Source organism: Amycolatopsis sp. QT-25, assembly GCF_029369745.1.
Taxonomy (GTDB): Bacteria; Actinomycetota; Actinomycetes; order Mycobacteriales; family Pseudonocardiaceae; genus Amycolatopsis.
Window position 1 is genome coordinate 2,310,048 of record NZ_CP120210.1, and the last position, 13,538, is coordinate 2,323,585.

10 protein-coding genes and 1 pseudogene are annotated in these 13,538 nt (G+C 68.0%); 6 read left to right on the forward strand and 5 right to left on the reverse strand.

All coding sequences use genetic code 11. The annotated features are described in order from the left end of the window. Positions 1–79: 79 nt before the first annotated feature. Positions 80–778 (forward strand): annotated as a pseudogene (locus P3102_RS10775) (IS3 family transposase); the annotation flags it as partial. 316 nt (positions 779–1,094) lie between these two features. On the opposite strand, the gene P3102_RS10780 reads toward P3102_RS10775, so the two are convergent. After that, positions 1,095–1,223 carry a hypothetical protein gene (locus P3102_RS10780; RefSeq protein ID WP_276371659.1) on the reverse strand — a complete coding sequence of 43 codons (129 nt, stop codon included), beginning with the start codon at positions 1,221–1,223 and terminating at the stop codon, positions 1,095–1,097. A 430-nt stretch (positions 1,224–1,653) separates the two neighbouring features. Here P3102_RS10780 and P3102_RS10785 point away from each other — a divergent pair, with 430 nt between their 5' ends. The 5 genes from P3102_RS10785 to P3102_RS10805 all read left to right on the forward strand — a co-directional run bounded on the left by P3102_RS10785 (position 1,654) and on the right by P3102_RS10805 (position 8,184). Further along, positions 1,654–2,634, forward strand: coding sequence for a ParB/RepB/Spo0J family partition protein (locus P3102_RS10785; RefSeq protein ID WP_276368641.1), 981 nt, complete (start codon positions 1,654–1,656; stop codon positions 2,632–2,634). 63 nt (positions 2,635–2,697) lie between these two features. Continuing rightward, complete coding sequence (locus P3102_RS10790) at positions 2,698–5,280, forward strand: amino acid adenylation domain-containing protein (protein ID WP_276368642.1); 2,583 nt, start codon at positions 2,698–2,700, stop codon at positions 5,278–5,280. A 34-nt stretch (positions 5,281–5,314) separates the two neighbouring features. Further along, positions 5,315–6,400: a methyltransferase gene (locus P3102_RS10795; protein ID WP_276368644.1), complete on the forward strand. Its 1,086-nt coding sequence runs from the start codon at positions 5,315–5,317 to the stop codon at positions 6,398–6,400. Then, a complete protein-coding gene (locus P3102_RS10800) occupies positions 6,393–7,409 on the forward strand; it encodes a class I SAM-dependent methyltransferase (RefSeq protein WP_276368645.1) in 1,017 nt (338 codons plus the stop codon). Before P3102_RS10795 ends, P3102_RS10800 begins: the two co-directional genes overlap by 8 nt. Positions 7,410–7,431: 22 nt before the next feature. Continuing rightward, on the forward strand, positions 7,432–8,184 hold the full coding sequence (locus P3102_RS10805; protein ID WP_276368647.1) for a P-loop NTPase: 753 nt from the start codon (positions 7,432–7,434) through the stop codon (positions 8,182–8,184). Here the strand turns inward: P3102_RS10805 and P3102_RS10810 are convergent. From P3102_RS10810 to P3102_RS37815, 4 genes are read right to left on the reverse strand one after another with little or no spacing between them, the layout of a single operon-like run. Continuing rightward, entirely contained in the window at positions 8,173–8,952 is a 780-nt protein-coding gene (locus P3102_RS10810) for an alpha/beta fold hydrolase (RefSeq protein WP_276368649.1), read from the reverse strand. The genes P3102_RS10805 and P3102_RS10810 overlap by 12 nt on opposite strands. After that, complete coding sequence (locus P3102_RS10815) at positions 8,949–11,816, reverse strand: amino acid adenylation domain-containing protein (RefSeq protein WP_276368650.1); 2,868 nt, start codon at positions 11,814–11,816, stop codon at positions 8,949–8,951. Before P3102_RS10815 ends, P3102_RS10810 begins: the two co-directional genes overlap by 4 nt. Positions 11,817–11,819: 3 nt before the next feature. Continuing rightward, the gene (locus P3102_RS10820) at positions 11,820–12,959 is read right to left on the reverse strand and encodes an acyl-CoA dehydrogenase family protein (protein ID WP_276368652.1); all 1,140 of its coding nucleotides are present in this window, start codon (positions 12,957–12,959) and stop codon (positions 11,820–11,822) included. Positions 12,960–12,974: 15 nt separating this feature from the next. Further along, complete coding sequence (locus tag P3102_RS37815; protein WP_346660176.1) at positions 12,975–13,532, reverse strand: MbtH family NRPS accessory protein; 558 nt, start codon at positions 13,530–13,532, stop codon at positions 12,975–12,977. Between the last annotated feature and the right edge of the window lie 6 nt (positions 13,533–13,538).

Genomic DNA, 13,538 nt, shown 5'->3' on the forward strand with positions numbered 1-13,538 from the left:
ACTCGCCGCGGACGGTATCGATGTCGCGGTGGCCTGCCGCGTGTTGCACGTGTCTCGTTCCGGCTAGTACGAATGGCGGGACCGGCCGGCCTCGGCGCGCCAGGAAGAGAACGCGTTGCTGCTGAAATACATCGAACAAATTCATGCCGATTCACGAGGCACCTATGGCTCTCCGCGGGTGCACGCGGAACTGACGCTCGGGCTCGGGTTTCCGGTCAACCGCAAACGGGTCGAGCGGCTCATGCGCGAGGCCGGAATCCAGGGTCTCTACCGGCGCCGGCGCACCTGGACCACGATCCGTGACCCGCACGCGGATCCCAGCCCAGACCTGGTCAACCGCCAGCTCACCGTGGATGCCCCGGACCGGTTGTGGATCACCGACATCACCGAACACCCCACCGAGGAAGGAAAACTCTACTGCGCGGCGGTGATGGACGCCTATTCCCGCCTCATCATCGGCTGGTCCATCGCGCACCATACGCGCACCGAATTAGTCACGGACGCGCTCGGCATGGCCATCCTGCGCCGCAACCCGGAGAACAACACCACCATCTTACATTCCGATCACGGCTCCCAATACACCTCATGGGCGTTCGGGCAACGACTCCGCGCCGCCGGGCTACTCGCTTCAATGGGGACGGTCGGAGATTGTTACGACAACGCCATATTCGAATGGATAGAGTGCTGGTACAACCCCAAACGGCGCCATTCCAGTATCGGGATGCACGCCCCGGTCACGTTTGAGGCCCTCCACACGCCGCCCGACGCGACCGCTTGACCCCACACCCGCCGTGGGCCGTACGTTTCCGACCCCACCTCGTCGGCGTCGAACCGGTCCCGCACGTACAGGCGTGGACGTGGGACGGCAGCGCTGTCGAGACTGAACGCGACGAAACACACCACGTCATCAGTGATACGTACGTGCAACTCGCAGTTTCCTCGACGGTGGCGGACCAGGCCGGGTGCGCCACGTACCGGCGCGGTCCACTGCGGGTTGCAGAAGGTAGCCAGCACCGCCCGACGTGCGTCCGACGCTCCGTCGCAGACCGCCCGAGACCGTGGTCGGCGAGCTGGTGGACCCATCGCTTGCCCACCTACGGGACACCACAGACGATCCGTGGGGTGGCGTAGCCGAGCAGGTAGCCCATTATGGCGTGCTGGAGTTCCTGCGCTTCGTGCGCGGAGACCCGCCAGTGCTCGGCGTTCGGGATCAGGTCGCTCAAAGAACGATTCCCCTGGGTGACACTCACGTCCTCGATGTCGCGTTTTCGGCGCGCTGCGGGTCCACGACGGTGCAAGCGGCGCCGGCCGCCGGGGGGCCGGGGCATTCGAGTTCGCCTTTGCAGGAAGGAGGATCCGGGCGATCGCCGGTTCACCGCCCTCCGTGGAGCCAGGGTTCGGATGACGATTCCGGCCACACTGCCTCGGAATTGCGGGGAGTCGCGAATCACCACGAGCGCCTGTCTCCCGGTCACTCACATGGCGCTACAAGGGCAAGTCGATCTGTGCGAGTATGACGGCAAACGATCTGGTATGGGGGTCGGCACTGGGGTAGGAGGTTCTCGCTCCGGCGGCTAGCGAGTAGCGCCGGGGTCGACTATTCATGCTCTCTGCCAAGCCCGTGATTTCAGCTGATGAGAGCGGGGTCGAACCATGGTCTCACCGTATAACGACGATTTGACCTCAATTACCGTTTTCGCGGTGCCGGTCGACCTTATTTACCGTGGTGATTCCCCTCGCCTGGCCGGTGAAGACGGTGACCACGTGCGAACACTGGCGGACTCTGATTCGGGATTTCCACCCATTGTGGTACATCGAGCGAGTATGCGGGTGATCGATGGGATGCACCGGCTCCAGGCCGCCATCCTGAGTGGCCGGACCACTATCGATGTTCGCTATTTCGACGGCGACGACGACGCCGCGTTTCTCCTCGGTGTGGAATTGAATGTCATGCACGGGATGCCGCTCACCCTCGGCGACCGGACGGCGGCCGCGCGGCGCATCCTCGTCGCGCATCCGGAGTGGTCCGATCGCATGATAGCCTCGTCCACCGCGCTTGCGACCAGAACCGTCAGGACCATTCGAAGTCGTTCGAGTGGAGAAGAGGCGCAGTCGAACGTCCGGGTCGGGCGCGATGGGCGGGTGCGGCCGGTCAACAGCGCGGCCGCGCGTCGCCTGGCGGGCCGCCTCCTGGTCGAGAGTCCGAACGCTTCGCTGCGGGAGATCGCGAGAGCCGTGGGTGTGGCACCGTCGACCGTCCACGATGTCCGGACACGAATCCGTTCCGGTCAAGACCCCGTGCCGCCCGGACAGCGCGAATCGCCGAAACCAGTGGTAAAGCGCAGGCCCGCGCCGCCGAAGCGGGCCGATCCTGCGGAGCGGTTGCATTCACTGGAGCGGTTGCGCAGAGATCCTTCGCTGCGTTTCACCGAGGCCGGCCGAACTCTGCTGAAATGGCTCGACCGTCATCTGGCGATGATGGAATCGTGGAATCAGATCGTGGACCAGGTGCCGGTGCATTGTGCGGAATCAATAGCCGAACTGGCCTACGAAAACGCCGAAGATTGGCGCGAACTCGCCGCAAATGTCGCCGAGCGAGGCAAGGTGTCCTGGCGGGGTTCGAGCGTAAGGTGAACCGAAGGGCAACGAAAACGACCGCCACACCTTGCTCGCCTGTTTCCGTTTCGTTAGGGGCCGATGGTGGAATCAGCCGATTCGCGAACCGAATGTCTGCACGAGTTCGTCCGCGCACACGCGGAAAAGACGCCGGACGCCGTCGCCGTCGTGCATCAGGGCAGCTGGCTGACCTACCGTGAACTCGACCGCCGGTCCGCGTTGATCGCCGCGCACCTCCAGGCCGAGGGAGTGGTGCTGGAGTCGATCGTCGGCATCTTCCTGGACCGGACGCCTGAGCTCGTCATCGCCATTGTCGCGGTCCTGCGCGCCGGTGCCGCTTACCAGCCGCTGGATCCGTCCTACCCGAAGGCCAGGCTGGAGTTCATGGTCGACGACGCGCAGCCGTCGATAGTGCTCACAGACCGGGAACACGCCGGGACGATCGACTGCGGGGACAGCGCACTGCTGATCATCGATGAACTCGACCTCGGCGCGGCGGCACCCCGTCCGCCGCTGCGCACTCCCGACGTGCACCCGGACAATGTCGCCGTCGTGCTCTACACCTCGGGGTCGACCGGGCGCCCGAAAGGCGCGTGCCTCACCCACCGCGGTTTCGTCGGACTGCTGAAGAAGCCGAACTTCGTGGACCTGGGCTCGGACGACCGGATCGCCCAAGTATCGAGCCCGTCCTTCGACGCCGGGTCGCTGGAGATCTGGGCGATGCTGGTGCACGGCGGGGGAGTGGTGATGATCCCGATCCGGACCGTGCTCGACCCGGTCGCGCTGCTGGCGGAGGTCGCCGCACACCGGATCACCGTGCTGGCCTTGACCAGCGCGCTGATCAACCAGCAGAGCTACCATCCGCCGATCGGCCAGTCCGCGTTGCGGTGGCTGCTCTTCGGCGGCGAAGCGATCAATCCGCAGGCCGTGCGGTCCCTGCGCGAATCAGGGTTCCGCGGCCGCGTTTCGCATATGTACGGTCCGACGGAAACCTCGGTTTTCGCGACCTTCGAACCGATTCCGCGCACCGTGGACGGCGTCGGCCGGGTGCCGATCGGCAGACCGGTGTGCGGGAGTGAACTGTACTTGCTCGACGACCGGTTCCGTCCCGTTCCGGTCGACATCCCCGGTGAGGTGACGATCGGCGGGGATCGGCTCGCGCGGGCGTACCTTGGCTCGCCGCGGCTGACCGCCGACCGGTTCCGGCCCAATCCCTTCCCCCATCGCGCGGGTGGGCGCGCCTACCGCACCGGTGACCTCGCCCGCTATCTGCCGGACGGCCGGATCGACTTCCTCGGCCGGATGGATCGGCAGGTGAAGGTCCGCGGTTACCGGATCGAGCCGGGGGAGGTCGAGGCCGCACTCGCAGCGCTTCCCGGGGTGATGGCCGCGGTGGTGCGGGTGCATCGGATCGGGAGCGAACCGGCTTCGCTGGTGGGTTATGTGGTACCACAGGCCGGGGAACTCCTCGAAGCGCAATCAGTGCGCGCGGCCGCCGGCGAGTACCTTCCGCCGCATATGGTGCCTTCGGTGATCATGGTGCTCGAGCATGTTCCGCTGACCCCCAACGGGAAGGTCGACGTCGCGCGGTTGCCGGCACCGACGCGGCGTGACGACACCACGGGGGCGTTCCGCAAACCGGAGACGAAGGCCGAGAAGGTGGTCGCCGAGCTGTGGCAGGAGTTGCTCGGCCTCGATCAGGTGGCAGCCACCGACGACTTCTTCGCGATCGGCGGGCATTCCCTGCTGGCCGTGCGGATGATGGACCGCCTGGCCGAACTGACCGAGGTCGAGTTGTCGATCGGAGCGTTGTTCACCAGCGCCACGGTCAGCGGCCTCGCCGCCCGGATCGATGCGGGCACAGGCACCGCGCGGGCGGAAGGTGGATTGCGACGGCTGCGCCCCGGCACCGGTGAGCGAACGCTGGTGCTCGTGCACCCGGTCGGCGGGAGCATCTACTCATACGGGCCACTGGCCGAGGCACTCGATCCCGCGGTCGAACTGCTCGCCTTCGAGGCGCTGGTCGCGGACGACTGTTCGTTGCAGGAGCTGGCGGACCGCTACCTGGACGAACTGATGGAGCAAGTGGGTACGCGTCCGGTACTGCTCGGCGGATGGTCGGTGGGCGGGGTGATCGCCCACGAGATCGCCCGGCTCTGGGAGCATCGGCGCGGATCACCGCCGCCAGTGCTGCTGATCGATTCCGCGATGCCCGCCACCGCCGTCCGTCCGGGCCGGGCCGAGGCGGAACTCCTCTTCGTCGAGGACCTGTTGCGCAGCGTCGGTGAAGTGCCGGATCCGGTCGAGCCGTTGTTCGACGGCCGTCCGTTTCCGGAGGTGGTGTCCGACCTCTTGGAACGCCTTCGCGGCAATGTCGCCCTGGGTGGCGTGCGCGCCGAGGACGCGCTGGCCCGGTTCGACATCTTCCACTGGCTCTACCAAGCCGTGCACCGCCATGAACCGCGGGCCTACAGCGGAAACGCCTACCTGCTGCGCGCGAAACACCACAGAGACGCCGCCGACCGCGATTGGCACGACGTGTGCGGATCGCTGCAAGTGCACGACCTCGCGGCCGATCACTACTCGATACTCGCGGAGCCCACCGTGCGGTTCGTGGCGAGCACCGCGAGTTCGGTGCTCGCGGCCCTGCCCGCAACCGGATAGCGCACCGGGAACGCTCATGATCGGAGACTCATCGATGGCCGTTGGACACCAGGCTCCGGCCGGGCCGGGCCCCCTTTCGATGGACGACCTCACCCCCATTCTGTTCGGCCACGCGGCCTTCCAGTATCTCAACGCCGGATGCCGCCTCGGCCTCTTCCGGCTCCTGCACGAAACTCCCGACGTGCCGAAGAAACAGATCGGCATCGATCTCGGTCTGGATGAGCGGGCGACGGACGTGCTGTTGCTGGGCACGACCTCGCTTCGGTTGACGTCGGTCCGTAACGACACCTACCGTAACGCGTCGGTGTTGAACGACTTGTTCGTTTCGGGGCAATGGGAGGCGTTCACCAGCGTGGTGGACTTCGAATCCGACATCGTCTACGAAAGCCAGGCCGACTTCGTGGAATCACTGCGCCACAACACCAATGTGGGACTGCGGAGAATTCGCGGCGTCGGAAGGGACCTCTACCAGCGACTGGCCGAGAACCCTCCGCTGGAACGGACCTTCTACCGGTACATGCGTTCCTGGTCGGAGTGGTCCCAGCCGTTGCTGCTGGAGGCGGTCGACTTCGGCGAGGTCGGTACCCTCCTCGATGTCGGCGGAGGCGACGCGGTCAACGCCATCGCGCTCGCGCGGGCTTATCCGCGAATGAACATCACCGTGCTCGAGATACCGGCCACCGAATCGATCGCTCGCCAGCGGATCAGGGACAGCGGCCTGGATGATCGGATCACGGTTCGCGCAGGTGACATGTTCGCGGATCCCTTCCCCGGCGACATGGACTGTGTTCTGTTCGCGCACCAGCTGGTGATCTGGAACGCGGAGCAGAACGTGCGGTTGCTGCGCAACGCCCACCAGGCCCTGCGCCCCGACGGCAGGGTGGTGATCTTCAGCTCGATGTCCGGTGACGCCGGCGACGGCCCGCTGATGGCCGCGCTCGACAGCGTGTACTTCGCCGCTCTTCCCGCCGAGGGCGGCATGATCTACTCCTGGTCGCAGTACCGGCAATGGCTCGCCACCGCCGGATTCGGCGAAGCCGCCACCGCCTCCGGCGACCGATGGACACCGCACGGACTCCTGGTCGCGGGCAAACGGTCCACCGGAGGCGTCGATGTCTGACGGATCGAATGCGGACGGCGAACTCGCGCGGGAACTCTTCAACGGCTTCATCGGCAGTCACGTCCTGTACGCGCTGATCACCACCGGCGTGCTCGACCAGCTCGCGGAGCGAGAAGGGGCGGCCGTTGTCGGCGAGCTGGCGCGGCGCGGTGACTGCTCGCTGCGGTTGCTGTCGGCACTGCTCAAGGCCGCGAACCGACTGGGAATCGTCCGGTACCGGCCGCAGGGAGATACCGTCGAACTCACCGCGGGCGGTCGGCAGGCGCATCGCCTGCGGGGTTACTTCACGGCTTCGGTAGGCGGCTTCGGCGATGTTTTCCGGAATTTGGACGCTCTCGCGCTCGGCAGGGAGAAATTCGGCGAATCGATCGATCAGGACGGCAGGCTCACCGCAGTCGGGTGTGCCCAGAACTGGAGTTTCCAGCAAGCCATCTTCGACCGGGCGACCGAGCGGATCGACTACCGGCACGTGCTCGACCTCGGCTGTGGGGCGGGCGTGCGGCTGGTGCATCTGCTGCGCCGGAATCCGCACGCCCGTGGCACCGGTATCGACCGCAGCCCGGAGGCGTGTGCTCTGGCCCGGGACCGTGCCCACGTCATGGGTGTCGGGGACCGCGTCACGATCGTGCAGGCGGATGTCGGCGAGATCGTGACCGGGCCCGACGGGTGTCCCGGCCTTCTCGACGTCGACCTGGCGACTTCCTACTTCGTGCTGCACCATTTCATGCAGTCGCGGGCAGGCGGCGTCGATTTCCTGAAATCGCTGGCCGTTGCCCTGCCGGGATGCGACCATTTCGTCTTCGCGGACGGCTTCGCCGAGCCGGAGGAAGCACGGGGGAGCCCGCCCTTGTTCACCCTCGCGTACGAATTGTTCCATGAATTCACCGATGTGGCTTTGGTGACGCACCGGCGGCAATGCGAGCTGTTCGAACAAGCGGGTTATCTCGTCGAGCAGGACCTGGGTTTCGGGCACCCGCTGGAGCACCTCTTCGTGTTGCGACGAAGTTGACCACACCGAGTAGTGTCGACCCATGACCGATGCGAACGGTGCGATCCCGGTAATCATGGTGGCCAGCGGCAAAGGCGGGGTGGGCAAGAGCAGTGTGGCGATCGCGGTGGCACGGATGCTGCGCGACGCGGGCCGCCGGGTGGGGCTGATCGACGCCGATCTCGACGGCCCCGATCTTCCCCGGCTGCTGGGGTTGCGCCGGGACGCACCGGCGAAATCGGTCGTCGTGGCCAACTGGGTGCGCCCGAGCCGCGGTTCCGATCTGGAGGCCATGAAAGTCGAGGGGTTGAAGGTCGCTTCCGTGGGTTTCCTGCTTGCGGGCGACCAAGGTTTCGCCGTGGGCGCGCAGTTCGGGGACCTCATGCTGGCCCGGTTGATCAAAGACACCGACTGGGGCGAGGTGGACGTCTTCGTCGTCGACATGCCGCCGGGAACGGGTTCGGTGCAGCAGTCGTTGCTGGGCATGGTGAACGCCGTCGGCGTGCTGCTGGTGGTGACCCCCGCGGAGATCGCTCACCTGGACTCCGGGCGTGCCTTGACGGTGCTTCGTGGCGCTCAAGCGGAGATCCTCGGCGGCGTGGAAAACATGGCGTACCTGGAGTGCCCCGGCTGCGGTGAACGCACTGGTCTGCACCCCGGTGTGCCCGAGGAGCGCACCATTTGGTCGCGAGGCGTCCCCAAACTCGCCAGTCTCCCGTTCCGTCCGGACGCGGCGGTCACCCCCGAATCCCTGGCCGGTGTGCTGCCGGTGCTGGAGAAGTACTTAGCCAAGTGAGGAGCGGTCGGCGGCGAACGCGTCCAGGTCGGCGCCGAGGGTGGTGGCCAGTTCCCGCAGCACGTGGTGAGCCGACTGATCGGGGAACGAGTGGTCCCCCGGCAGCAGGCGCACAGTGCATCGCGCTGTGGTTTCACTTTCCCACAAGGCCAAAGTGGATAGCGTGACGTGGTCGTCCTGCCGTCCGCCGAGCACCAGTATCGGGCAGCGCAGTGGTGTTCTGCGCTCGTACGCGTAGCTTCCGGCGAGGGCGAAATCGGCTGCGGCCGACGGGAGGATCAGGCGCAACGCGTCGGGATCGCCGAACACACTCCGGGGTATCGTGCCGAGTGCACGCAGGTGCCGGAGGAGTTCGGCCGGGCCGGGCGGCACCGCAGTCGGCGTTTCTGCTGAGTGCGGGGGTGGGGACGCGGCCACGACGAGCCGGATGACTGTATGTTCGTCGCGGTGCAGCCGGTGCGCGAGCTCGAAGGCAACCAGCGCACCCAGGCTGTGTCCGAACAGGGCCAGAGGTCGGCCATCGGGCGGGCCGACGGCCGCGGCCAGGCTGTCGATCAGGGGCGGGAAACTGGTGTAGCCGCGCTCGCGCAAACGGGTCTCGCGGCCCGGCAGCCGAACCGGCCGAACCTCGATCCGGGGGCCCAGTGCCGCGGACCAGCCGCGGTAGGTCCTCGGTCCGGATGCCGCGGCGGGGAAGCAGAGCAGCTTGCCCTCACCGGGCACCGTCGCCGGAGGGCAGGCGAACCAGTCGGCGAAGTCCGCCTTCACCGGTCGCCTCGCTGGATCAGGTTGAGCCAGCCTCTCACCGATGGCGCGGTCACGAGAGACGTCACGCTGGCAGACAGGCCGAGGGTGTCCCGCGCCGCGGACACCAGCCGCGCCGCGCGCAGGGAATCACCTCCCAGAACGAAGAAGTCGTCGTCGGGCCGCACCGAGTCGACCTCGAGGATCTGGGCGAACAGCGCGGCGATGTCGTGCTCCAGTTCCGATTCGTACTCGTGCGGGCGGGTGGCCGGGCGAGGCACTGTCCGGCCCGTCGTGGCCAGAGCGGCATAGTCGGTCTTCCCGGAGGGCGCGGTGGGGACCCGGTCCAGCCGGATCAGCTGGGCGGGGACCAGCGCTCGCGGCAGCACCCCGCGCAGTGAGTTCCGGACCGCGTCCAGTTGCCCGTCGGCGACCGCGCCGGTCACGTAACCGACGAGCCGGGCCGGTCCGTCCGCCCGTACCACGACCGCATCGTCAATGCCGGGGCAGTCCCGAAGCGCGAGTTCCACTTCTTGGGGATCGATGCGAACCCCGTTGAGCTTGAGCTGGCGGTCCGTCCGGCCGAGAAGTTCGATTTCTCCGGTGACCCGACGGAAGGCCAGATCTCCGGTCCGGTACATCCGGCCGCCGTCGCCGGCCGCGGCGGGGCGGGGAACGAACCGTTCCGCGGTGCGGGCGGGGTCGTGCAGGTACCCGCGGGCGAGGCCGCGTCCGGTCAGGCACAGCTCGCCGGGAAACCCCGGCAGGCTCGGCATTCCCCGTTCATCGAGGACCTCGGCTCCCACCCCGTCGATGGGGACGCCGACGGGTACGCCGACGTGATAGGACTTGTCGTCGCAGGGCCACCAGAGCGCGTCGATGGACGCCTCGGTAGGTCCGTACATGTTGTGCAGACGAGCTTTCGACGCGGCGGCGAACCGCGCGGGCAGACCAGGGGACATCGTATCGCCTCCGCAGAACACCCATTTCAACGACGGCACGCCGGTGAGCCCGGGACGCTGGTCGAGCAGCGAGCTCAGCAGCGCGGGCACCAGGGTGAGGGCGGTGACGCGTTCCTGTGCCAGCAGATCGATCAGCTGATCCGGGTCACGTTCGACACCGGGCAGGGGCAGGACGATCCGCGCTCCCGAGCAGAGCGGCGCGAAGATCTCCCATACGGAGGGGTCGAAACCGATCGAGGTCAACTGGAGGACCGCATCGGAACCGTCGAGGGGAAACCGGGAGGCGTCCCACGAGATGCGGTTGCTGATGCCGGCGTGGGTGACCGCGACGGCTTTGGGTGCCCCGCCGGTGCCCGAGGTGAACATCACGTAGATCAGGTTCTCGGGGCTGGGAGCGGGAACGGGCTCGGCGGGCGCGCTCGTGCCGTGGTCCACCGGCATCGGTGAGATCGAAGCCGGGAGCCAGTCACCCGCCCATTCTTCGGCCACTGCACAAGTCGCACCGGCGATGGTGAACATCAGCCGGAGACGGTCGGGTGGAAGCGCGGGATCCAGGGGCAGGTACGCGCCACCGGCCTTGAGCACGGCGAGGATCGCGATGACCAGTTCGGGGGAACGGTCCAAACAGATGGCGACCACCACGTCCGGTCCCACACCGCGGTGTCGCAGCCGCTGGGCGAGCGCGTCCGCCCGCCGGTTCAGTGAGCGGTACGTCAGGTGGGTCACCCCCTGGCTGAGGGCGACCGCGTCGGGAGTACGGCGGGCCTGTGCCTCGAACAGCTTGTGCACGCACGGCCGCGACACCCCGCCTGGTACCGCACCCGCGACATCGACCGACGTGGGGCGCTGACGCCGCGGGGGTGCCGATTCACTGCGTCGTCCCGGGTAACCGTCGTAGTACAGAGCCGCCGCGTCGGCGGCGGTCGCGGCCGGAGCTCCGAGCATGGCCGCGTCGACGGCGGCGCAACGGAAGTAGCGCTCGACGGGCGTGCCCACCCGCAGACCGGCGGCGCCGTGCACATGCACCGCCCACGAGGTCGCCGCGACGCTCAGTCGTGCCGCGGTCGCGAGAACTTGGGCGGCGGGCTGCCGGATGTCGCGGCCGACGTCGGCACGCTGGGCAAGGTCGAGCACCAGCAGCCAGAGTCCGCGCAGTTCCCCGGACATCCGGGCCAGCGGGAACGCCACGCCCTGCTTTTCGAGCAGCGAACCGCCGAACTGCGTCCGGCGTCCCGCGTGTTCAGCGGCCAGCAACAGGCTTTCGGCGGCGAGCCCGGTGAGGTACGCCGCATGCCTCAGCCGCGCGTTGGCCAGGCACCGTTCGTACCGCCCGTCGGCGTCCGGTAGCGCGACGACGTCCTCGCATACGAGTTTCACCGCGTCGAGCTCGACGCGATAGAGGGCGCGACCCGCCAAGTTGGGCTGGTGGTGCACCGTGATCCCGGCGCGGGCGGACGGAAGGACGATGAGCCTGCCGACCTCGCCGTTCTCCGCGGACAGCGGGAGAACAAGAAGGTCGGACTCGCCGGCGAAACCACGCTGCCCGCTGACCTGCCAGCCTGTTCCGGCGGGGTCCACCCGCAGCCGCGGCGGGGCGCCGGCGCTCTCGCCGCCGTGTTCGAGCGCGGTGAACGACACCCGTAGTTCGCCCTGGCAGACCGCGCGGAGCAAGCCGCTCCCTGCCGCGGCCAGCAACTCCGCGACCAGCAAGGCGTCCAGATCCGACGGCGGGTGGAGGACGCGACCGAGCTCTCGGGCCAGCAGCACGGTTTCGACCTGGCCGAGTCCGATACCACCCTGCTCGCCGGGAATGGTGAGGCCGAACCACCCCGTACCGGCGAGTTCCTGCCGGCGGGCGGGTGGCGGCAGCTCCGCGCCACGCCGGAGGTGCCGCCGGAAAACCCTTGCCGTGCTGCGGTCGTCCATGGTTCAACCCGCCTCGTCGAGGAGGTCTCGCAGGTGGGTTCCGGCGAGGGTGAGCATGACTTCACTGGTGCCCGCGGCCAGGGTGAGGCCGGCGGACTCGCGGAACGCCACTTCGGACAAGCCGCCGGTGAGGACCGCGCCCATGCCGTCGAGTTCGAAGTAGTAGCGGACGATTTCGGCGCCGAGCTCGGTGTTGCGCCATTTCGACACCGCCGCGGCGACCCCGGTCGCTCCGGTCTCGTCGAGGTCGTAGACCGCGCGCCAGGCCAGCTCACCCGCCGCGGCGAGATCGGTGTCCAATGTGGACAACCTGGCGGTGACGGCCGGGTCGGCCAGCGCGCCCGTGGCGCGACACCTGTCGAGCAACGCGCCGAACCACCGGCGCGCCCGGCCGTGATAGCCCAGACTCGCCCGCTCGACCGAGAGAAGGTGTGAAATGGTCGGCCATGCTCCGCCGACGGCCCCGATCACGGCGTGGTCCGTCAGTTCGACTTGGTCGAGCAGCACTTGGTGCAGCGGCTCGGGATTGATCGTGTGCAACGGTTCCACGCGCACACCGGCAGTGTCCAGCGGTACCAGGAACAGGGTGATACCAGGGCCCCGGCCGTTGTCGCCGGAAGTTCTGGCGGCGCACAAGGCCAGTTCGGCAAGGTCGGTCTGGGCGCTCCAGGTCTTGGTGCCGGACAGCACCCAGCCACCGTCGCGCCGGGTGGCCGTGGTGGTCAGTGTCGCGAGGTCCGAACCGGCGCCGGGTTCGGTGAACAACACCGCCGCGACCAGTTCGCCGGCGGCGATCCGGGGCAGGTGGTCCGCCTGCTGGCCGGGAGTTCCGATACGCCGCAGGCATTCGCCGAAGTTGTAGACCGTATTGACCAGCGCGGTGTCGGACACGCCGTGGAGCGCGAGTTCTTCGGCCACCACGGCGCTGTGGGACCAGCCGCTGCCCTGGCCGCCCCATGCCGGCGGCCAGTGTGGGGCGAGCCAGCCGCGAGCACCGAGGGCGGTGTAGATCCGCCGATCATGAGTGCTCGTTTCGGTCCGGGCCCTGTGCCGCGGGGCGGGTCGTGGTGCCGCCGGCTCCGGAATTCGAAGCAGGGCGCGGACCTGGCTCCGGAACCGGTCCGCCTCGGGGTCGTGACGCATCGCCTTGGTGCTTCCTCACGCCTGCTGCCGGTCGCGGGACAGCGTGCCGCGACCGGACAAGCCGGAGAGGTCGACGTCCACGGTGCACCGCACCCTCTCGTAATCGAGGACGAGGTGCCCCACGGCCCGGATGCCGCCCCTGGGCGGATCCGCCTGGAGCGCGTGGAAGTCGCTGGCACCGTGGTCCAGCCGGATGCCGATCTCGGTACCGCCCCGCGTACCGGAGAACAGAACCGGCAGCAGTCCCTCCTCCACCGACCTGCGCAGCTCGACGGGCCCGTCCAGCGGAATCCTCACCGGGTGCTCGCCCGAAGTGAGCAGGTCGACCAGCGACGGGCCGTCGATGTCCGCCACGGGCGGTGGGGCGGGGGCCTCGGCGACCATCCGCTCCCGGAGGCTGCGCGGGCGCATATCCGTCCACATCTCGTCGATGCGGTCGAGGCAGAACTGCTTCGCGCCCCGCGTCCCCGTGTCGTGCCAGCCTGCCGGAACCGCATCGTCCACGGGCCAGATGGAATACTGCTCTTCGTCGTTGCGTACGACGACGAAGAGCTGTGCGTCCTCGGAATTCATCGCGCG

Bases quoted from the DNA above. Each gene is read 5' to 3' on its own strand.
- P3102_RS10805 (WP_276368647.1), top strand. From the start codon at position 7,432: ATGACCGATGCGAACGGTGCGATCCCGGTAATCATGGTGGCCAGCGGC.
- P3102_RS10800 (WP_276368645.1), top strand. From the start codon at position 6,393: ATGTCTGACGGATCGAATGCGGACGGCGAACTCGCGCGGGAACTCTTC.
- P3102_RS10820 (WP_276368652.1), bottom strand. From the start codon at position 12,959: ATGCGTCACGACCCCGAGGCGGACCGGTTCCGGAGCCAGGTCCGCGCC.
- P3102_RS10785 (WP_276368641.1), top strand. From the start codon at position 1,654: ATGGTCTCACCGTATAACGACGATTTGACCTCAATTACCGTTTTCGCG.
- P3102_RS10790 (WP_276368642.1), top strand. From the start codon at position 2,698: ATGGTGGAATCAGCCGATTCGCGAACCGAATGTCTGCACGAGTTCGTC.
- P3102_RS37815 (WP_346660176.1), bottom strand. From the start codon at position 13,532: ATGAATTCCGAGGACGCACAGCTCTTCGTCGTCGTACGCAACGACGAA.
- P3102_RS10815 (WP_276368650.1), bottom strand. From the start codon at position 11,816: ATGGACGACCGCAGCACGGCAAGGGTTTTCCGGCGGCACCTCCGGCGT.
- P3102_RS10795 (WP_276368644.1), top strand. From the start codon at position 5,315: ATGGCCGTTGGACACCAGGCTCCGGCCGGGCCGGGCCCCCTTTCGATG.